13 protein-coding genes, 1 tRNA gene, 2 rRNA genes and 1 pseudogene are annotated in these 19,528 nt (G+C 34.4%); 3 read left to right on the top strand and 14 right to left on the bottom strand.

The window, feature by feature from the left end:
- Positions 1-122: 122 nt before the first annotated feature.
- Both mnmG and rsmG read left to right on the top strand, forming a co-directional pair.
- Positions 123-2,009 carry a tRNA uridine-5-carboxymethylaminomethyl(34) synthesis enzyme MnmG gene (gene mnmG, locus BCB68_RS03980; protein WP_094079626.1) on the top strand — a complete coding sequence of 629 codons (1,887 nt, stop codon included), beginning with the start codon at positions 123-125 and terminating at the stop codon, positions 2,007-2,009.
- An 87-nt stretch (positions 2,010-2,096) separates the two neighbouring features.
- Positions 2,097-2,792, top strand: a complete 696-nt coding sequence (rsmG, locus tag BCB68_RS03975; protein WP_172826480.1) for a 16S rRNA (guanine(527)-N(7))-methyltransferase RsmG — start codon at positions 2,097-2,099, stop codon at positions 2,790-2,792.
- A gap of 219 nt (positions 2,793-3,011) precedes the next feature.
- Here the strand turns inward: rsmG and BCB68_RS03970 are convergent, their stop codons facing one another.
- The 11 genes and pseudogenes from BCB68_RS03970 to BCB68_RS03920 all read right to left on the bottom strand — a co-directional run bounded on the left by BCB68_RS03970 (position 3,012) and on the right by BCB68_RS03920 (position 15,885).
- Positions 3,012-3,221: a hypothetical protein gene (locus BCB68_RS03970; RefSeq protein ID WP_094079624.1), complete on the bottom strand. Its 210-nt coding sequence runs from the start codon at positions 3,219-3,221 to the stop codon at positions 3,012-3,014.
- An 86-nt stretch (positions 3,222-3,307) separates the two neighbouring features.
- Complete coding sequence (gene rfbC / locus BCB68_RS03965; protein WP_094080762.1) at positions 3,308-3,886, bottom strand: dTDP-4-dehydrorhamnose 3,5-epimerase; 579 nt, start codon at positions 3,884-3,886, stop codon at positions 3,308-3,310.
- A 252-nt stretch (positions 3,887-4,138) separates the two neighbouring features.
- Entirely contained in the window at positions 4,139-5,236 is a 1,098-nt protein-coding gene (locus BCB68_RS03960; RefSeq protein WP_094079623.1) for an RNA-guided endonuclease TnpB family protein, read from the bottom strand.
- 252 nt (positions 5,237-5,488) lie between these two features.
- On the bottom strand, positions 5,489-6,670 hold the full coding sequence (locus BCB68_RS03955; protein WP_094079622.1) for a VWA domain-containing protein: 1,182 nt from the start codon (positions 6,668-6,670) through the stop codon (positions 5,489-5,491).
- A gap of 76 nt (positions 6,671-6,746) precedes the next feature.
- A complete protein-coding gene (locus tag BCB68_RS03950) occupies positions 6,747-9,026 on the bottom strand; it encodes a DUF5682 family protein (protein ID WP_094079621.1) in 2,280 nt (759 codons plus the stop codon).
- 14 nt (positions 9,027-9,040) lie between these two features.
- Positions 9,041-10,141, bottom strand: coding sequence for an ATP-binding protein (locus BCB68_RS03945; protein ID WP_015769594.1), 1,101 nt, complete (start codon positions 10,139-10,141; stop codon positions 9,041-9,043).
- Positions 10,142-10,196: 55 nt separating this feature from the next.
- Positions 10,197-11,285: pseudogene (locus BCB68_RS03940) on the bottom strand (hypothetical protein); the annotation flags it as partial.
- Between the two features lie 24 nt (positions 11,286-11,309).
- Positions 11,310-12,716 carry an SWIM zinc finger family protein gene (locus tag BCB68_RS03935; protein ID WP_172826479.1) on the bottom strand — a complete coding sequence of 469 codons (1,407 nt, stop codon included), beginning with the start codon at positions 12,714-12,716 and terminating at the stop codon, positions 11,310-11,312.
- Between the two features lie 333 nt (positions 12,717-13,049).
- Positions 13,050-13,628 (bottom strand): dTDP-4-dehydrorhamnose 3,5-epimerase, encoded by a 579-nt coding sequence (rfbC, locus tag BCB68_RS03930; RefSeq protein ID WP_094079619.1) that lies wholly within the window; start codon positions 13,626-13,628, stop codon positions 13,050-13,052.
- A gap of 33 nt (positions 13,629-13,661) precedes the next feature.
- Positions 13,662-14,870, bottom strand: coding sequence for a dTDP-glucose 4,6-dehydratase (locus tag BCB68_RS03925; protein ID WP_094079618.1), 1,209 nt, complete (start codon positions 14,868-14,870; stop codon positions 13,662-13,664).
- A 175-nt stretch (positions 14,871-15,045) separates the two neighbouring features.
- A complete protein-coding gene (locus BCB68_RS03920) occupies positions 15,046-15,885 on the bottom strand; it encodes a glycosyltransferase family 2 protein (protein ID WP_094079617.1) in 840 nt (279 codons plus the stop codon).
- 172 nt (positions 15,886-16,057) lie between these two features.
- Here BCB68_RS03920 and BCB68_RS03915 point away from each other — a divergent pair, with 172 nt between their 5' ends.
- Positions 16,058-16,285, top strand: coding sequence for a heavy-metal-associated domain-containing protein (locus BCB68_RS03915; RefSeq protein ID WP_094079616.1), 228 nt, complete (start codon positions 16,058-16,060; stop codon positions 16,283-16,285).
- A gap of 71 nt (positions 16,286-16,356) precedes the next feature.
- Here the strand turns inward: BCB68_RS03915 and BCB68_RS03910 are convergent.
- The 3 genes from BCB68_RS03910 to BCB68_RS03900 all read right to left on the bottom strand — a co-directional run bounded on the left by BCB68_RS03910 (position 16,357) and on the right by BCB68_RS03900 (position 19,514).
- Positions 16,357-16,433 (bottom strand) — tRNA-Asn (locus BCB68_RS03910).
- Between the two features lie 14 nt (positions 16,434-16,447).
- Positions 16,448-16,560: ribosomal RNA gene (rrf, locus tag BCB68_RS03905) — 5S ribosomal RNA — on the bottom strand.
- Between the two features lie 51 nt (positions 16,561-16,611).
- A 23S ribosomal RNA gene (locus tag BCB68_RS03900) occupies positions 16,612-19,514 on the bottom strand.
- Between the last annotated feature and the right edge of the window lie 14 nt (positions 19,515-19,528).

Below are 19,528 nucleotides of genomic sequence, written 5' to 3'. Positions count from 1 at the left end.
TTTTTGTGTTATAATATCTTAAAAGACTTCATTTTAAAAAATTTTCTTAAATTGTGATTTGACAGAAACTTTTTAAATAAAAAAAATTTATATATAATATAAACTGAAAGGAATTTTAAAAGATGAAAAATTATGATGTAATTGTAGTTGGTGCTGGACATGCTGGTGTGGAAGCCGCTTTAGCTTCTGCCAGAATGGGTCTAAATACTGCAATTTTTACAATAACTTTAGATAATATCGGCATTATGTCGTGCAATCCTTCTATTGGCGGACCTGCAAAAAGCCATTTGGCAAAAGAAGTTGACGCACTTGGTGGAGAAATGGGACGAAATATGGACAAGAGCTTTATTCAAATGAGAATTTTAAACACAAAAAAAGGTCCAGCCGTGAGATCTCTTCGTTCCCAAGCTGACAGAAAAATTTACGCATTAGAAATGAAAAAAACTGTCGAAAAACAAGAGAATCTTGATACAATTCAGGATATCGTGACAGAGCTTGTGACAGAAAATGGCGAAATCAGAGGAATTAAGACAAAAACTGGAATGGAATTTTGTGCAAAAGCTGTTGTACTCGCAACAGGAACTTTTCTTCGTGGACTTTTATACATCGGAGAAAAAAGGGTTAAAGGTGGAAGAATGGGAGAACTTTCAGCTGATGACCTGACTTCGTCGCTAAAAAATTTAGGATTTAAAATGGGAAGATTTAAGACAGGAACGCCACCTAGACTTGATATTCGAACCCTTGACTTAGAAAAGTTAGAAAAACAGCCTGGAGAAACTGAAGTTCCACTAAAATTTTCAATGAGGACTTCCAATGAAGAAGCTCAGAGCCGACCACAGTTATCATGCTTTTTGACTAGAACAAATTTGACAACACATAAAATTATAACAGAAAACCTTCATAGAGCGCCAATGTATAACGGAAGTATCAGCAGCACAGGACCTCGTTATTGTCCATCAATCGAAGACAAAGTCGTAAAATTTAGCGATAAGGACAGCCATCATTTATTCTTGGAGCCAGAAGGATTTCACACAACAGAAGTTTACATAAGCGGACTTTCCACAAGCTATCCAGCTGAATTGCAGCAAAAAATTGTAAACTCAATTGAAGGTCTTGAAAATGCTCACATTATGCGGTATGGTTACGCTGTTGAATACGACATTGTAAATCCAAGCGAACTTGACTATTCGCTTGAAACAAAAAGAATAAAAGGTCTGTTTTTGGCAGGTCAATTAAACGGTACAAGCGGTTACGAAGAAGCTGCAGCTCAGGGAATTATTGCGGGAATAAATGCAGCTCTTAAAGTAAAAGGTAAAGAACCTCTAATTTTAGACAGAGAAAGTTCTTATATTGGTACAATGATTGATGACTTAATCAATAAAGAATTATTTGAGCCTTACAGAATGTTTACCGCAAGATCGGAATATAGACTTATTTTAAGAGAAGATAACGCAGATATTAGACTTTCTGAAAAAGGTTACAAAGTTGGACTGCTTCCGAAAAAATATTACGACAAAGTTTTGAAAAAAATAGAGAATGTCAAAAATACTATTACAAAATTGGAAGAAACAAAACTTGGAACTAGCAACAAAAAATTGGTGGAAATTCTTGAAAAATATGGAGAATCGCTAAAAAGCGGAACAACTTTAAAAGAAATTTTGCGTCGACCAAAAGTTACTTATGAAGATATAAAATACATTGCGCAAGATATTGAAAATGGTCCCAAACTCGATTTTGACGCTGAAACTGAATATCAAATTGAAGTACAAGTAAAATATGAAGGATATATCACAAGAGCGCTAAGTGTCATGGAGCGTGAAAAAAAACTTGATACAAAATTAATTCCAAAAGATTTTGACTACGATACAATGAAAGGGATAACACGGGAAGCTAAACAGAGATTGAAGGAAAAAAGACCATACAATGTGGGACAAGCGACAAGAGTTGCAGGTGTAACTCCAGCTGATATTTCAGTACTTATAATGTATTTAGACGGAATTTTGAAATAAAAATTTGAATAAAAAAAGAAAAGAAACAAATAAATATAATAATGAATAATTAAAAAAAGAAAAGAGAAAAATAAATTTATGGAAAATATAAAAGACTATTTTGAAAATTTACTTTTAAAAGCAGAGATTTCACTTGAAAAAGAAAAGTTAGAAAAAATGTTGGATTTTTTGGAACTACTTTATGAAAAAAATAAAGTGATGAATTTAACTGCGATTCGTGAGAAAAATGGAATGCTGGAAAAACATTTTATTGACTCGCTTTTGCTTACAAAAGTTATAAAAGATGAGGAAAAATCCTTTATTGATGTCGGTACAGGTGCAGGATTTCCAGGACTTGTCCTTGCGATTTTTTATCCTGAAAAAGAGTTTTTGCTAGTTGATTCCGTGAGAAAAAAAATCAATTTCATCAATGAAGTCATTGAAAAGTTAAATTTAAAAAATGTTCAGACAAGTTTTAAACGAGCTGAAGAATTGATAAAAGGAAAAAGGGAAACTTTTGACTGCGCACTTTGCAGAGGAGTTGCAAATTTAAGAATTATTTTAGAATATATGATACCTTTTATCAAAGTAAACGGAAGATTTTTGCCACAAAAACTAAATTTAAATGAACTTGACGAAAGTAAAAATGCACTTTCAAAGTTAAACTCAAAAATCGAAAATATTCACAAGTTCAATCTTCCTGACAGTTGTGACGAAAGAATCATTTTAGAAATCAAAAAAACAAAAAAAACTGACGAAAAATATCCAAGAAAGACGGGAATTCCATCAAAAAAACCACTATAAAATAAAAAAAATTTTAAGTATCTTTATTTCTGCAAAATAAATCAAAAATTTAGAATGTAATTTTTTCGTAATCATAATAAAACATTGCTATTTTAATGGATTTATATACAACTTCAAAAAAATTATGAATATTCTTCAAACATTTTTAAAATTTAGACTAACTGTATCAATAAAAAACTATCTCGAAAAAATTCTGAGATAGTCTTTTTATTATTTTAATTATCTTCTTCTTCTTCTAGGCTCTCTTTTTACATACACTTTTTTTGATTTTCTAGCTCTTCTTGCTCTTCTTATTGCCAATCTACTCTTTATAGTTGAAATGATTCTACTAGGTTCCCTTTTCACATAAACTTTTCTCGCTGAAAAAGAAATTGCTGAAAAACTTAGCATTCCTAAAATTAATAACGATTTTTTTATGATATTTTTCATTTTATCATCTCCAATCTAAATTTTACACATTATAGCACTTTTTTATCTAAAAATCAAAATTTTTTATAATAATTTGAGCTCATTTTTTAATATTTTTCAAAATATTTTTTATTTCTATCGAAATTCCGATGCTTAGTATCCTTATCAGAAATTGTAAGCTCACTGGAATCAATCCCAAATTCCTCAAATTTCCAGTCAATTCCAATAGTTTTGTCATTCCACATGATTCCACTATCATATTCTGGAGAATACAAATCCGTACACTTGTACATGAATTCCGTACCATCTTCCAACGTCAAAAATCCATGCGCAAACCCTTCTGGCACATAAAACATAGTTTTATTATTTTCTGTCAACAAAATTCCGTACCACTTACCAAAAGTTTCGCTATCCTTTCTCAAATCAACAGCAACATCGTAAACACTACCTTTTGCAACCCTAACAAGTTTCCCTTGAGTATTTTGAGTTTGAAAATGCAACCCTCTCAATACGCCTTTTTTGGATTTTGAGTGATTATCCTGAACAAATTCCATCGTAAGTCCCAATTTCTCAAACGACTTTTTATTATATGTTTCCAAGAAAAATCCTCTTTCATCTCCAAAAACTTTTGGCTGAATTACTACTAAATCTTTTATTGGTGTTTTAATTACTTCAAAATTATTTATAATTTTCTTGTATGACATTATAACAAATGCCATATTCTCCTTTCTTTTTCATTTTTTTAATCTTTAATTTTATAGCAAAATCCTTCTTCTAAATCTAAAATCAAAAAATTATAATTTATAAAAATTCAAAACTTCGTTAGTGAACTACTCCCGCTTTTAGAAGCGGAGCTTCTTGGGAAGTACCTGCTTTTGCTAGCCAAATATATTTACCAAGCTCTTCGGGCAGTCCCTGCCCTGTTTTCTTTTATTTTTCTAATATCCCATTATTTCTTTTCCAACATTTCTTATATTCAATGCCGCATTGTAATCCCTATCAATCTCAATTCCACAGCACTCACATTTATAACTTCTTTCTGATAATTTCAGTTCCTCTTTAACATTTCCACATCTACTACAAGTTTTCGACGATGGAAACCACTTATCTATCTTCAAAAATTGTTTCCCTAAAAACATCAGTTTATACTCAAGCATTCTCAAAAACATTCCCCATCCATTATCTCCTACACTTTTTCCAAAATTTAATGCCTGACTCATCCCTTTTATATTCAAATCCTCAACAACTACAGCATTATACTCTTTAGATAATTTTTTCGATAATTTATGTAGAAAATCTCTTCGACAATTTTTGATATATTCATGCAATTTTGATATTTTCGCTTTTTGCTTATACCAATTTTTAGAAAATTTCACTTTTCTTGACAATGATTTTTGTAATTTTTTCAATTTTTTCTCCATCATCCTAAAATATCTTGGATAATCAGCCCTTTGGTTTTCAGAACTGACAAATAATTCAGACATTGAAAAATCAAGTCCAATCACTTTATCGCTACTTGGTATTTTTTGAATTTCTTTTTCAAATTCCGTCAAAACAGAAACATAGTAATTTCCATTACTGTTTGTCAATGTTGCCGACTTTATCTTGTAATCCTTTGGTATTTCTCTATGATATTTCAATTTTACTTTTTTCAATTTTGGCAGAACCAAATATTTGTTTTCCTCTATTCGTATCGAATTATTCACACAATTTGTCGTATAACTTTTAACATTATTCTTTTTAGATTTGAACCTTGGAAACTTTGCCCTCTTCTGAAAAAAATTTGTAAACGATCGTTTTACATGCAATTGAGCATTTGAAAGTGCCAGACTGTCCACTTCTTTTAAAAATTGATTTTCACTTTTCAAACTGGCAGGTGTAATTATTTTATTTTTTCCAGTCTCTTCATAAAATTTATTCGCAGTGTACAAAATCGTATTGTAAACAAAACGAACACATCCAAAAGTCTTGTTTATCAATAATTCCTGCTCCTTATTTGGATAAATTCTGTATTTGAATGCTAAATTATATTTCATAAAATTACACCTCCTTTTGATTTTGAATATTATTTTTAATTATTTCTTTAGAGATTTTATCATTAATGATTTCTCTTCGATATTTTATACAAAAATTGTATCATAAGAGTATCCTTTTTTCAATTTTTTTTACAAAAAAATTAATTCATCTCCCACTTATAGAAGTCAGAGATTTCTTGCTATCTTTTTATTAAAAAAATGTAAATAGCCAAAATATAAAAATTTTATTATCTACTTTTATTATATTTGATTTCATTTTTTCTTTCTAAACTCTTTCTCAAACGAACTCAAATCCATATTTTTCAACACTCTCTCAAGTAAAAGTGGCAAATTTTCAGGATTACAAGCAAAACATGGAATTCCAAGTGAAGCAATTTTTCCAGACATTTGTGAATCATAATAAGGTTTTCCATCTCCAGATATTGCTAAAAGGCAAACTACTATTACTCCCGAATCTTTCATTTCTTGTAATCTTCTTAACATTTCACCACGATTCCCACCTTCAATTAAATCAGAAATTAGAAAAAATATTGTTTTTTTCGGATTTTCAATATATTTTGTACAATATTTAATTGATTTATTGATATTTGTTCCACCACCTAGCTGAAATCCGTATAGTAAATCAACTGGATCATCTGATTTTTCTGTCAAATCCACAATTTCAGTATCAAAAGCTACCACACGTGTTTTCAGTGAAGCTATACTCGCTAAAATACACGCCATTACTGAAGAATAAATTACAGATTCTCCCATAGATCCACTTTGGTCAATATCCAAAATGACTGTAAATTTACTCGTTGGATTAACGCTTGCTCTCTCAAAAAAATAATAATGCTCTGGAACAATTTTTTTTAATTCCCTGTTGTAATTTTTTATCCCTCTTCGTATCGTTGTTTTAAAATCCAAAGATGATGCAGATGGAATTGGCGAGTGCTGTTTCTTGTTAAGTGCTGCTCTAACCGCTCTTCTAATATCACTTTCCAACAATTTATTAATTTCCTCTACAATTTTTTTTATGAAATTTCTAACACTTTCTTTACTTTTTTGTGGAATTTGCTCTTTCAAAAGCATAATTGTTGAAGCAAGATTTATGTTAGGCTCTACCTGATCCAATATTTCAGGCTCAAAAAGTAATTGTTTCAACCCACATCTTTCCATCGCATCCGTCTGAATAATTTTCACCAATTCTTTATCAAACAAAGTTCTAACATCTCCAAGCCATCTACTAATTTGCGGATTAGACGGACCTCGCCCAGCAGAATCTCCACCCATAAATTGTCCTGTCGGATTATAAATCGCATCCAATGCCTTATCCATCAACCAATCTTCCTCTGTAAAACTTGGAATAGCTTCTGAATCCATAGACGAAAATTCTTCTTCCGTATCTTTTCCAAGAATTAATCGCCAACGTTTTATATCTTCTTTATAGTCCATTTTTACACCTCCCTAATATTTTATTTTTTTATCAATTATCTAATTTTCAATTTTTTTTTCAAGAAACTATTTTCAATCAAATATCATCAAAATCAAATTCTTCTAATCCTGCAATTATTTCTTTCTCATTTTCTCCTAAATCATCATTTATTACAGCACTTACATCATTTTTATTTAAGCCCCATATTTCTGCGATATTTTCAGCAATATCATGCTTTTCATTTGAAGTAAAGTCAGCAAAAGCTCTTCTTAAAAATAATAATGCTCTTTTAAATTCTTCCTCATCTAAGTTTGAAATATAGTTTTGGAGTTTTTCCCAAAGTCCAAGCCTTGCAATTAAGGTGTAATGATTTTTCATCGATAGACCTTCAAACCAAGTTGCTCCTAAATCTGCGGGAACTCCTTTTGATAATCTTTTTTCAACTTCTTTTCCAAGTACTTCATTATCAATTTTTCCAGCTTCCAGTAATATAGCCATTGCAAGTCCTGAGATTTTTGTATTTAAATCGTCTCTCTTTGAAATTTCTAAAAGAAGTGAATACCATCTTTCTCTATCTAAAAAATCATGATTTTCAACTACAGTATGCATTATTATTATACTTTTAGCTAGTTCTACCGCTGCATTATTGTCGCAAAAAGACTCGCTTGGCAATATTAAGCAAACTCTTAAAAAGAGTTGCTCAAGAATAGGAATCAGAACTTTTGTATCTAATTTTCTGATATCACCATAACGAAGCATCAGTGATAAAGTCGACATTGTCTTGGCTATTTCATCAATAGGTACGTCGCCTGTTATAAAATTTTGTAACGCTTGAAACGCTTTTTCTAGTGCTTTTGGCATTCCGCAATAGAAGGCATCTTTCACTATTTCTGCCATTTCTGACAATGTTTTTGCACCTTCTATTCTTTGCATCAATTCAAAAGCTGTTGCAAATTCAATTGTATCTCCTTTTAAGATTGTTTCCACAATTTCAATTTCTGTTTCTGGTTTCCATTGTAACATCCACTCTTCTGCCCAAGTTGTATTTTCTTGGCGATTCCCGATAAGTTTTGCAAACGAAATATTCAAAACTCTCAATTTATGAAAAAAGAATGAACGTTCCAAGTCCGTAAATGCTAATTTTTCTGATTGAACTCTTAATTTTTCCCTCAAATCTAATTTTATTTCTGTCGCTGTTAATGAACGATATTTTTCAAGTTTCAATTCCCTCAATAAATTGTAAAAATCAGACTGTATTGATGTTTGAATAGCTTCCTTTGGAATACTTCCGATTTTTTTTCCAACTTCAACATTCGCCATTGCTAAAACTAGTTCTGAGTAACTTCCGTGTGCCATACAAGTAATCGCTGCATCTTTTATATCCTTCAACGTCGGTATTTTCCCATCGTGTAAATTTGCCAATGAAGTTGCTAGATGAACTGCTTCTATAATTTGAGCTGAAGATACCATATTTCCATTTTCCCTTTGATATTCTACAATTTTACTTAAATACATATATGTCGCAAAAAATGGGTCTTTTTTTTCTAAACCATTCCACAAAAATTCATAATACCCTGGTGCCTTATTTCCAGCTCCATAATTTGAATAAGTCGACAGTTTATAGTAAGAATAAGGCATTAACATTTTTGTAGATTCTAATTTTGGTAATTTTTTGATTTCCTTTTCAGTCAAAATCAATTTGCCACTTTCTATTCCTTCAACATGAAAAGCCCCAACAACCATAGCAATTTCATCCATTTTGTAGCCTTCTTTACACACATCAGAAACAACTTTACACATGTACGACTCCCTTATAATATTTTTCGCATCAGACACCGTATTTGATAAAGTCAACTCTCTCAAATGTTTTCCATAATCTCTCGCTCCACTGCGATATGCCTTGTAATCAGAAGCCTGTTCCATTACCCTTTCCCAAAATACTTCATCATCTGAATCTTCTGAATATTCATTAATTTTTCTATAAATGTAGGCATTCAAATTTCCCTCTGGATTCTCATCTAAATTTTTCTTTACACTTTCTACACCTAAAAAAATTGAAGATGGCAAATCACAAAATCTACACTCTACTCCATTTTCCTTTGCCCATAAAATAGCTTGATATTCTGGAGAAAACTCTGCAAATGGATATACTATTGTTTGGATAGGCGCTTCTAAAGTGTAAGCCATTACGGCAATTGGCGGAACAATATTTTTTCCAGTAATTTCGCTAATAAGGTCATTAAAATCAGAAGGCCCTTCTATCAAAACAATTTTTGGCTGTATTTCATCTAAATAATCTCTCAAATAATGTGCTCCAGCTGGTGAAAAATGCCTAACTCCGAATATATTCGGTTTCACTTCATTTTGTTTTTTCATTTATTCCACCGCCTTTATTTAGTAGCTTTGTTAAGTGCCTTACATTCTTTATAAAGATCCAGCCATTCTGAACCTCGTTTTTTCATAATATTTTCCAAATATTCTTCCCAAATTTGCCCATCTTTACTATCTTCTTTTACTACAGCTCCCTGCAATCCTGCCGCCAAGTCATAATCTGATATCTCTCCATCCCCAAAACTTCCAGCCAACGCCATGCTATTCGCTAAAAGTGAAATAGCTTCTGCAGTCGATAACACATTTGCAGTCGGCTTTATCTTTTGTCTTCCATCTAATGTAACACCTTGACGCAATTCTCTAAATACCGTACAAACTTTTTCAATAACTTCCTCTTCAGGCAATTTCGCATTTAAATCCAAATTTCCTGCAAGTTGCGTAACTCTACTTCTAACAATATCTATCTCTGCTTCAAGCGTATTCGGACTTGGTAACACCACAATATTAAAACGTCTCTTTAACGCTGCCGACATTTCATTAACTCCCTTATCACGAGTATTCGCAGTTGCAATAATAGAGAACCCTTTTTTAGCTGGAATTTCTACATTCAATTCAGGTACACTCATTCTTTTTTCTGACAACAAAGAAATCAACGCATCTTGCACTTCTGACGCACAACGAGAAATTTCTTCTACTCTAGCAATCGCCCCATCTTCCATCGCTTTATAAATCGGACTTGGTATCAACGCATCTTTTGTAGGTCCTTCTGCAATCAACATCGCATAATTCCAAGAATATCTAATCTGCTCTTCAGTCGTTCCCGCTGTCCCTTGAATAACTCGAGTCGAATCTCCATTTATCGCCGCCGTCAAATGCTCTGACAACCAAGATTTTGCAGTTCCCGGCTCCCCAATCAACAGCAATGCCCTATCCGTAACCAAAGTCGAAATTGCAATCTCAACTAATCTTTTATTCCCAATATATTTAGGCGTTATCACTTTTCTTCCAGCTTTACCTCCACAAATATATGTCAACACTGATTTAGGTGACATTTTCCATCCAGTAGGTATTGGATTTTTTTCCGCCTTAATTAACGCATCAATTTCATCTTGGAACATCTGTTCTGCTGTTAATCTTTGTAATTCTTCTTTTTTAGCCATTTTTTACAACTCCTTCACTCTCATTCCACTATTGAATTTTTCATTTTTAATTTTTTAAAATTTTTTCAATCTCATATTCATTATATCGATACAATTTTTTATATAATTTCACCATCTTATCTGTAAGTTTATTTTTAGTACACGAACATAATATTGAAACTTCTCTTTGAACATTATATTTTTCATTTTTGTCAGACAAATCCCTATTTTTCAATCCTTCAACATATTCCTCAACATAATTTTCCAAATAATTCTTAACCCATTGCTGCTCTGTTCCCGCCATATATTCTATATTTTCAAACGGTTTTTTTCTAAAAAATTTATCCCACTCTTTTTTGACTCTCTCATCATCCATATACGCAAGACTTTCAAACACTTTATTTTTCAATTTCCCACGTTCTTTTTTCATTAAATCTAAAAGATAGTCAACGTTATCCTGATTATATGCCAAAGCTCCAATCGCAACTTCTTTCACTTCTTTTCCACCATTTTCAACACAATATTTATAAAATTCATTTTCCTCACCTTTACAAATATCCTCGATAATTTCCAATCGAGCAATCATTTCCTTTTTACCTTGAGGATCAAATCCTTCTTTCAATAGCGGAACTATCTCTTTCCCCTGTTTCTTTAACATTTGAATCATTAAATCTATAATTCCAGAATAACTATCATTAAGTCCATTTATCATAAATTTCTTCACTCTAAAGTCATTCACTATTTCAGGATTATTCCATCGCAATGTCGAATCAATAACTCTGAAACGACCACCACCAGTTCCTTTAAATGCAGCAATTAATTCACTCAACTCACTGTAATGAAGTTCTTGATAAAAATTTTCTTTTCCAGCAGTCGTTTCTATTTTTTGCAAATTATCACCTGAATAAGTTGTCGCTTGGGTACAAAGCACCGCATCAAGCAAAGCCAACAAATCTAATAATAAATCACATTTATCTTCCTCATCATCTTCAATCAATTTTTGCCCCATTTCATAAATTTGTTTAAATACTTTGGCAGCTGAAGCATACCCCTTCATTTGATCAACAGCTCTTTGCAAACGAAAATCATCTTTCACCAAATTTATCCCAACAATCGAAACATTTTCAAGCCTATTCTTCAATTCATATAACGGTTCTAAATTCATTTTTTCTCCCTCCTAAACTTCATTCTAAAATCCAAAACGAATAATTTTATCATCAGTTATGATACTTTGTGCTTGGGCATAAATATTTCTACCTTCATAAAATAATTTTACAAACATCACTTGATTTTCCAAACATTCATTTGGCAAAAGTTCATAGAAATTTTCTGAAAATTCCTTGCTTTTTTTATCTCTAAGCTCTATCATCTTTTGATTTTTATCAATTAAAATATATTTTTTCTTACCTTCTTCTTCAACAAACATAATTTTTTCAAATTCTAGTAATAAAGCCACTTCATTATTTGTCAAAATATTTTTTAATTCATTTTTAGCAATTTTTATAGCTTGATCTATACTTTGAGCATGTTTTTTTATCTCTTTGTAACAAGAACTTTCAATTTTATCAAAACTAGCGGCATCCCATCTTATTCTCTTATTAACTCCACCTGGATAAAAAGTTAATGTAGGCACCGTCAATAATGAAAAATTAGAATTTTCCTGCTTAATATATTTCATCGCCGAACGAGGTCTATAATTGGCAGTATATGACACTTCCCCACTCTCTAAATCAATCCAGTATCCACAATCTGTAAAAATCTTACTAGCCTCATCATAATTCACTTCAAATGAAAGCTGCACCAATCTCGCATTTTCCTTTTTTAACCCCAAATCATTCAACTGAGTTAACTTCCACACGCCTCCTAAATCCTCATACAACGTATTATCCGTCAATTCTGGATCATTCTTTTCAAGTTGCTCATTCAAAAACTCTCTACCTTTTTTCTCAATCGCCCTTAACTTTTTCAAACATTCTAAAGCCGTCTGATAATGTCCCTTATCCTGATCCTCTTTATACGCCTGAATTTCCAAAAGTAATCTTTGAAACAAAACTTGTGGTCCTGGCAAATAATAATCTCCCAATTGTTTTACAATATCTCGATACTCTGTAATCGAAACACTCCCCATTGCAGAAAGTCCAACTTTCAATAATTGCGAACTTATTTTCTTTATCAAATCTAGCCCTTCAAGTTGCTTTTTAATTTTCTTTGTTCTAGCTGATTTAGATGCTTTTGAAGAAGTTTTTTTCTTAACTTCCTTTTCCTCATTCGCCTTTTTAGCCTTTAATTTTCCCTTTTTTTCTCTCTTTGCCAAAATATCTTCTGGTATTTCACACTCCTCAAATTTTTCTCCTCTCAATATCTCAAATAACAAAGCTAATCCATGCTTACAAGGAAATTGTCTACTTGGACAAGTACATCGTGTAACAGGATTTTCTTCATCAATAAAATCCACTGAAACCGTATAATTCGATTTCCCACTTCCCTTACACTCGCCCATATACAAAGTATCGTCAACCGAACGCCATAATTTCAAAAATGCCCCTTTATTGCACAATTTTTTTGCATTTGAAATCGCCGAAGCATTCGGAGCCATAGCAAGAATTCTACTCTCCTCTAATTTCTTCACAATACAAACCTCCTTCTTTTTTATCCAAAATTCACTCAATTTTTCTAAATTTATATAAACAAATAACACTAAAACAAATATTGAAAATTTAAGTAAAATAATTTTAATTTATTATAACACAATTCACTATAAAAATATGAAAATATTTTTGCACAAAAAAAGTTCCCACTTTATTATTAAAATGAGAACTTCTATACGAATATTAAGGGTGTAAAAATTTTTGTGTAAATAAAATAGCGAAGTACTTAATTTACTAGATTTTCTATTAGTTCATACAAAATTCTAGACACTCTTGCAACATTAATATTTTTCAAAATATTTCTTATTTCTATCAAAATTCTGATGTTTAGTATCCTTATCAGAAATTGTCAATTCACTAGGATCAATCCCAAATTCCTCAAATTTCCAGTCAATCCCAATAGTTTCGTCATTCCACATAATTCCGCTATCATATTCTGGAGAATACAAATCCGTACATTTATACATAAATTCCGTATCATCTTCCAATGTCAAAAATCCATGCGCAAACCCTTCTGGCACATAAAACATAGTCTTATTAGCTTCTGTCAACAAAATTCCGTACCACTTACCAAAAGTTTCGCTATCCTTTCTCAAATCAACAGCAACATCGTAAACACTGCCTTTTGCAACTCTCACAAGCTTTCCCTGAGTATTTTGAGTCTGAAAATGCAATCCTCTCAATACACCTTTTTTCGATTTTGAGTGATTATCCTGAACAAATTCCATCGTAAGTCCCAATTTCTCAAACGACTTTTTATTATATGTTTCCAAGAAAAATCCTCTTTCATCTCCAAACACCTTTGGCTGAATTATTACTAAACCTTTTATCGGTGTTTCAACTACTTCGAAATTATTCATAATTTCCTCCTTCATAACTTTTTTCATAACTTTCTATTTATTTCCATACATTTCATCATAATATTTCTGATAATCACCTGAAGCTACTTCATTTACCCAATCTTGATTTTCCAAATACCATTTGACAGTTTTTCTGATTCCTGTTTCAAAATCAGTTTCAGGGTACCATCCCAACTCTTTTGCTATTTTTGAAGGATTAATTGCATATCTCATATCATGTCCTAATCTATCCTGAACATAAGTTATCAAACTATAATTTACGCTTTCTAAGTCCGTTTTCAAAACTTTTTTATACTCATCGTTATTTGAAATTTCTTCTTTTAAAATATCAATTACCAATTTTACAATGTTAATATTTTGCTCTTCATTGAATCCACCAATATTGTAAATTTCTCCCACTTTACCATTTCTCACAACTAAGTCAATTCCTTTACAATGATCTTCCACATAAAGCCAGTCCCTTACATTGTCTCCTTTCCCATAAACAGGCAACTTTTTACCTTCAAGCACATTTTTTATCATCAAAGGAATTAATTTTTCCGGAAAGTGATAAGGACCATAATTATTAGAACATCTGGTAATATTTATCGGCATTTTATAAGTTTCTCCATACGCAATTACAATATGGTCGGCTCCTGTTTTTGATGCAGAATAAGGACTTCTCGGATCGACTGCTGTTTTTTCTGTAAAAAATTTATCCCCATAAGTTTTCAAATTTGTTCGATTTTTTACAACTTTTTTTACTTTTTCGTCATCAATTATTAAATCAATCGCTGTTTCATAATCTTTTGACAAACTTCCATAAACCTCATCAGTAGAAACTTGCAAATATTTTACACCACCTTTATAAATTGGATACCCATTCTCATCTTTAGAAACCGTCCAAGCCTTTTTAGCATTTTCCAACAAATTTTGAGTTCCCAAAATATTAGTTTCCAGGAAAATTTGTGGGTTTTCAATCGATCTATCAACATGCGATTCCGCTGCAAAATTTACCACAAAATCAACATCATTTTCAGAAAAAACTCTCTCAATTTTTTTCCTATCCCTAATATCAACTTTTTTAAATTCCACTCTTGCATCTTTAATTTCCTCTTTAATAGTCCCCAAATTTCCTGCATAAGTCAATACATCAACAACTATAACTTTTATATCTTCTTTCCCCTCATACTTTTTCAAAATATATTTCAAAAAATTTGCCCCAATAAATCCCGCTGCACCTGTTACTAAATATGTTTTCATCTATTTTCCTCCTAATAACTCATATTTATAATTATATCACCTTGAATTCAAAGATCAAAATTTATATCTCCTCTTTTAAATACTAAAAATAGCATAAATATTAAATTAAAAATTTTATAATCTAATACTTATGCTTGAAATGTTTTAATACTCTAAATTTAAAACTTCTTATTATTTAATTTTTTTTAAAATATCTTTCTCTAGTTTCATCATTTTTAATTTTTCGCTCTTTATCAAAAAACCATCCCCATTTGTTAAAATACTTAATAGCTGATTTTACATGAAACATCATCATTTTTCTCGATTTATACGAAGCCTTCCCATGCTCATGAAATATCTCGACTTCTGGATAATAAACAACTTTATATTTCTGTCCAATTCTTCGGCACAAATCGTAATCTTCCATATACATAAAATATCTCTCATCAAATCCACCGATTTCCTTTAATGCCGAAACTCTTAAAAAAATAAAACACCCAGAAAGTATCGGAACTTCCATTATTTTCTCAAAATTTGCCCATCTCATTTCATAATCATAATCCATTTTATAAACAATATTTTTAAATGGTAAAAACCTTCTAAATACAAGATTCAAAGGTTTTGGAAACAATCTGCAAGTATAGCTGAAATTCCCTTCTAAATCCCTAATTTTAGGACCAATTTGCCCAATTTCACTATGTCTTTTCATGTACTCAAAAATTTTCTCAACTATATTTTCCTCAAAAAAAATATCCGCATTAATAATCAAATGAAATTCAGATATTTCAGAACTGTTAATCAATTTATCAATAACCACATTATGCCCAGCCCCAAAACCTTTATTTGAATTATTAAAAATATATTCTATTCGGTTATCATCTATTTCCTTAAAAAAACTTTTCAAATCATCTTTTTCAGAATTATCTGAAATCCATAATTTAAAATTTAATTTAATTTTTTGAAAACATTTAATTATTTTCTTCAAATCATTTTTTGGAGTATTGTATGTTACAATACATGCTGTAAAATCATACATAATCTCTCCTTTTCTAAAAAGTCAACTTAAAAGTATTATACCATTTTTTTAATAATTTTAAATAAAAAATTACTTTTTTTATATTTAAAGAAAATATTTTAAAAAACTTGAATTTTAAAATAAAATTTTATATAATAAAAGTGAAAGTTTAAAATGAATGGAGATGTTTTTTATGATAAAAAAATTAATTGAAATTGAAGGAATGCATTGTGAACACTGCCAAAAGAAAGTAGAAGATACATTGTGTTCAATTCCAGAAGTTGAAGAAGTGTCAGTAAATTTAGACAAAAAAAATGCAAAAATAACTTTAAATGAAGAAGTGGATGACATTCTAATCGCTGATTTAATAAATAATGCTGGTCATTACAAAGTCAAAAATATAACTGAAATTGCTGAATAAAAACAAATTTTAAAATAAAATTTACCAATTCTAGGGAACTAAGAGTTGGTATTTTTTTATTCAATAAAAAATGGCGTCCCCGGCTGGGCTCGAACCAGCGGCCCTCTGATTAACAGTCAGATGCTCTAACCAGCTGAGCTACGGAGACGCAGAAAAAGAAAAGTTTGGCGACTGCCCATTTTCCCTGGCACATGCCAAGTATCGTAGGCGCAAGCAGACTTAACTGCCGGGTTCGGGATGTCACCGGGTGTATCCCTGCCGCAATGGTCACCAAACAAGAATGGATGTAAAGGGCAATGGGAAATAAATAGCAGGCAAGCAAAAGATTAAAAAAGCCCAAGTAATATTAGTACTGGTCAACTGAACGCATTGCTGCGCTTACATCCCCAGCCTATCGACCACATGTTCTCTGTGGATACTGCGAGCACTCATCTCAAAGCCGGCTTCTCGCTTAGATGCTTTCAGCGATTATCCTGGCCAGACGTGACTACTCAGCCGTGCCACTGGCGTGACAGCTGATACATCAGAGGTCTGTCCAACCCGGTCCTCTCGTACTAAGGTCAGATCTTTTCAGTGCTCAAGCGCCTGCAGTGGATAGGGACCGAACTGTCTCACGACGTTCTGAACCCAGCTCGCGTGCCTCTTTAATGGGCGAACAGCCCAACCCTTGGGACCTTCTCCAGCCCCAGGATGAGACGAGCCGACATCGAGGTGCCAAACACTTCCGTCGATATGGACTCTTGGGAAGTATCAGCCTGTTATCCCCGGGGTAGCTTTTATCCGTTGAGCGACGGCCCTTCCATGAGGGACCGCCGGATCACTAACTCCTACTTTCGTACCTGCTCGACCCGTCGGTCTTGCAGTCAAGCTCCCTTATGCGTTTGCACTCGAAGGCTGATTTCCATCCAGCCCGAGGGAACCTTTGAACGCCTCCGTTACTCTTTTGGAGGCGACCGCCCCAGTCAAACTGCCCGCCTAGCACTGTCTCCGCGAGCGGATTAGAATTCCGGCAGCATATGGTTGGTATTCCAACAGCGACTCGGAAGAGGCTGGCGCCTCAACTTCGCAGTCTCCCAACTATCCTATACACACATTGCCAGAACCCAATGCCAGGCTGCAGTGAAGCTCCACGGGGTCTTTCCGTCCTACTGCAGGTAGCCGGTATCTTCACCGGCATTACAACTTCACCAGGTCTCCAGCCAAGACAGCTCTCAAATCATTTCACCATTCGTGCAGGTCGGAACTTACCCGACAAGGAATTTCGCTACCTTAGGACCGTTATAGTTACGGCCGCCGTTCACCGGGGCTTCAAATCGGAGCTCTCACTCCTCCTCTTAACCTTCCGGCACTGGGCAGGTGTCAGCCCATATACGTCGCCTTCCAGCTTAGCATAGACCTGTGTTTTTGGTAAACAGTTGCTTGAGACTCTTCACTGCGGCCTGTTTCCCCTTGAGGCGCTTCTCCCCTCAGGTATGTCAGGCACCCCTTCTCCCGAAGTTACGGGGCTATTTTGCAGAGTTCCTTAGCTAGAGTTATCCTGTCGGCCTTAAGTTTCTCACTCTGTCCACCTGTGTCGGTTTAGGGTACGGGCGCTGTCCAGTCTCGCTAGAAGTTTTTCTTGGCAGTGTAGGATCTGTGACTTGTGCAGGAGCACTTGCCCATAGGGTCTCACCTTTAGGCACGCGGATTTTCCTGCGTGCCCAGGCTACGCCTTTAGAAAGGCTATTCCGTCAGCCTTCTCACATACCTTGCTGCGTCACTCCGTCACTCAGGCGACTGACAGCGGTACAGGAATATTAACCTGTTTCCCATTCGCAATCACATCTCTGCTTACGCTTAGGTCCCGACTTCCCCGGGGCGGACAAACCTTCCCCCGGAAACCTTGGACTTCCGGCCGGAGGGATTCTCGCCCTCCTTCTCGCTACTCATTCCTGCATTCTCGCTTCTGATGTCTCCAGCAGGCCTTCCGGCCAGCCTTCGCAGACCTACAGAACGCTCTCCTACCAAGCGGCATGGCCGCTTCCACAGCTTCGGTTTATGTCTTCAGCCCCGTTACATCTTCGGCGCAGATACTCTCGACCAGTGAGCTATTACGCACTCTTTCAAGGCATGGCTGCTTCTAAGCCAACCTCCTGGTTGTCTGTGAATATCCACCTCCTTTCCCACTTAGACATAATTTGGGACCTTAGCTGGTGGTCTGGGCTGTTCCCCTCTCGTCCACGGACCTTGTCATCCACGGACTCACTCCGAATCAGTAATAAATGGTATTCGCAGTTTGCTTGATTTCGGTAAGCAGTACGCCCCCTAGATCATACAGTGCTCTACCCCCAGTTATCTAAGATTCAGGCTGCACCTAAATGCATTTCGGAGAGAACGGGCTATTTCCTAGTTCGATTGGCTTTTCACCCCTAGACCTATCTCATCTCCCAACTTTTCAACGGCGGTGAGTTCGGCCCTCCACTGAGTCTTACCTCAGCTTCAGCCTGGACAGGCCTAGATCACTAGGTTTCGCGTCTATGACCAGCGACTTAGCCGCCCTGTTAAGACTCGGTTTCCCTTCGGCTTCATTAATTAGCCTTGCCACTGATCATAACTCGCAGGATGATTAACCAAAATCCACGCAGTCACCCCGAAGGGCTCCTACCGTTTGTAAGCACACGGTTTCAAATTCTATTTCACTCCCTTGCACAGGGTTCTTTTCACCTTTCCCTCACGGTACTCTTCACTATCGGTCAATAACAGTATTTAGCCTTGCGTGATATGGTCCACGCTGATTCACGCCAAGTTCCTCGTGCTTGACGCTACTCGGGAGTTTCAAGTCATGGCTCAGCATTTACGTGTACAGGACTGTCACCTTCTACGGTTCAGCTTTCCAGCTGATTCTACTTGCTGCCAGGCCACTTAGACATTATGGCGTCAGTCGTATGAAATCCCACAACCCCGCGCCGGCAACGCTGCCAGCTTGGCACCGGCACGGTTTAGGCTTCTCCCCGTTCGCTCGCCGCTACTCAGGGAATCGTTTTTACTTTCTTTTCCTCCTGCTACTTAGATGTTTCAGTTCGCAGGCTTACCACTCTCGTGCATACTCTTCAAGCATGCGGGTTGCCCCATTCGGAGATTCAGGCGTCATTGATTATGTGCATCTCGGCCTGACTTATCGCAGCTTATCGCGTCCTTCTTCGGCTGTTATTGCCCAGGCATCCTCCGTGTGCTCTTAATTAGCTTTTTTTATCAAACAGAATA

It is taken from the genome of Leptotrichia sp. oral taxon 498, assembly GCF_002240055.1.
Lineage (GTDB): Bacteria > Fusobacteriota > Fusobacteriia > Fusobacteriales > Leptotrichiaceae > Leptotrichia > Leptotrichia rugosa.
Note: the sequence above shows the minus strand (reverse complement) of the source record. Positions and strands in the feature narration are given on the sequence as shown.

Excerpts from the sequence above, each read along its gene's own strand:
- mnmG (WP_094079626.1), top strand. The coding sequence starts at position 123 with ATGAAAAATTATGATGTAATTGTAGTTGGTGCTGGACATGCTGGTGTG.
- BCB68_RS03970 (WP_094079624.1), bottom strand. The coding sequence starts at position 3,221 with ATGAAAAATATCATAAAAAAATCGTTATTAATTTTAGGAATGCTAAGT.
- BCB68_RS03960 (WP_094079623.1), bottom strand. The coding sequence starts at position 5,236 with ATGAAATATAATTTAGCATTCAAATACAGAATTTATCCAAATAAGGAG.
- BCB68_RS03955 (WP_094079622.1), bottom strand. The coding sequence starts at position 6,670 with ATGGACTATAAAGAAGATATAAAACGTTGGCGATTAATTCTTGGAAAA.
- BCB68_RS03950 (WP_094079621.1), bottom strand. The coding sequence starts at position 9,026 with ATGAAAAAACAAAATGAAGTGAAACCGAATATATTCGGAGTTAGGCAT.
- BCB68_RS03945 (WP_015769594.1), bottom strand. The coding sequence starts at position 10,141 with ATGGCTAAAAAAGAAGAATTACAAAGATTAACAGCAGAACAGATGTTC.
- BCB68_RS03935 (WP_172826479.1), bottom strand. The coding sequence starts at position 12,716 with ATGGCTCCGAATGCTTCGGCGATTTCAAATGCAAAAAAATTGTGCAAT.
- rfbC (WP_094079619.1), bottom strand. The coding sequence starts at position 13,628 with ATGAATAATTTCGAAGTAGTTGAAACACCGATAAAAGGTTTAGTAATA.
- BCB68_RS03925 (WP_094079618.1), bottom strand. The coding sequence starts at position 14,870 with ATGAAAACATATTTAGTAACAGGTGCAGCGGGATTTATTGGGGCAAAT.
- BCB68_RS03920 (WP_094079617.1), bottom strand. The coding sequence starts at position 15,885 with ATGTATGATTTTACAGCATGTATTGTAACATACAATACTCCAAAAAAT.
- BCB68_RS03915 (WP_094079616.1), top strand. The coding sequence starts at position 16,058 with ATGATAAAAAAATTAATTGAAATTGAAGGAATGCATTGTGAACACTGC.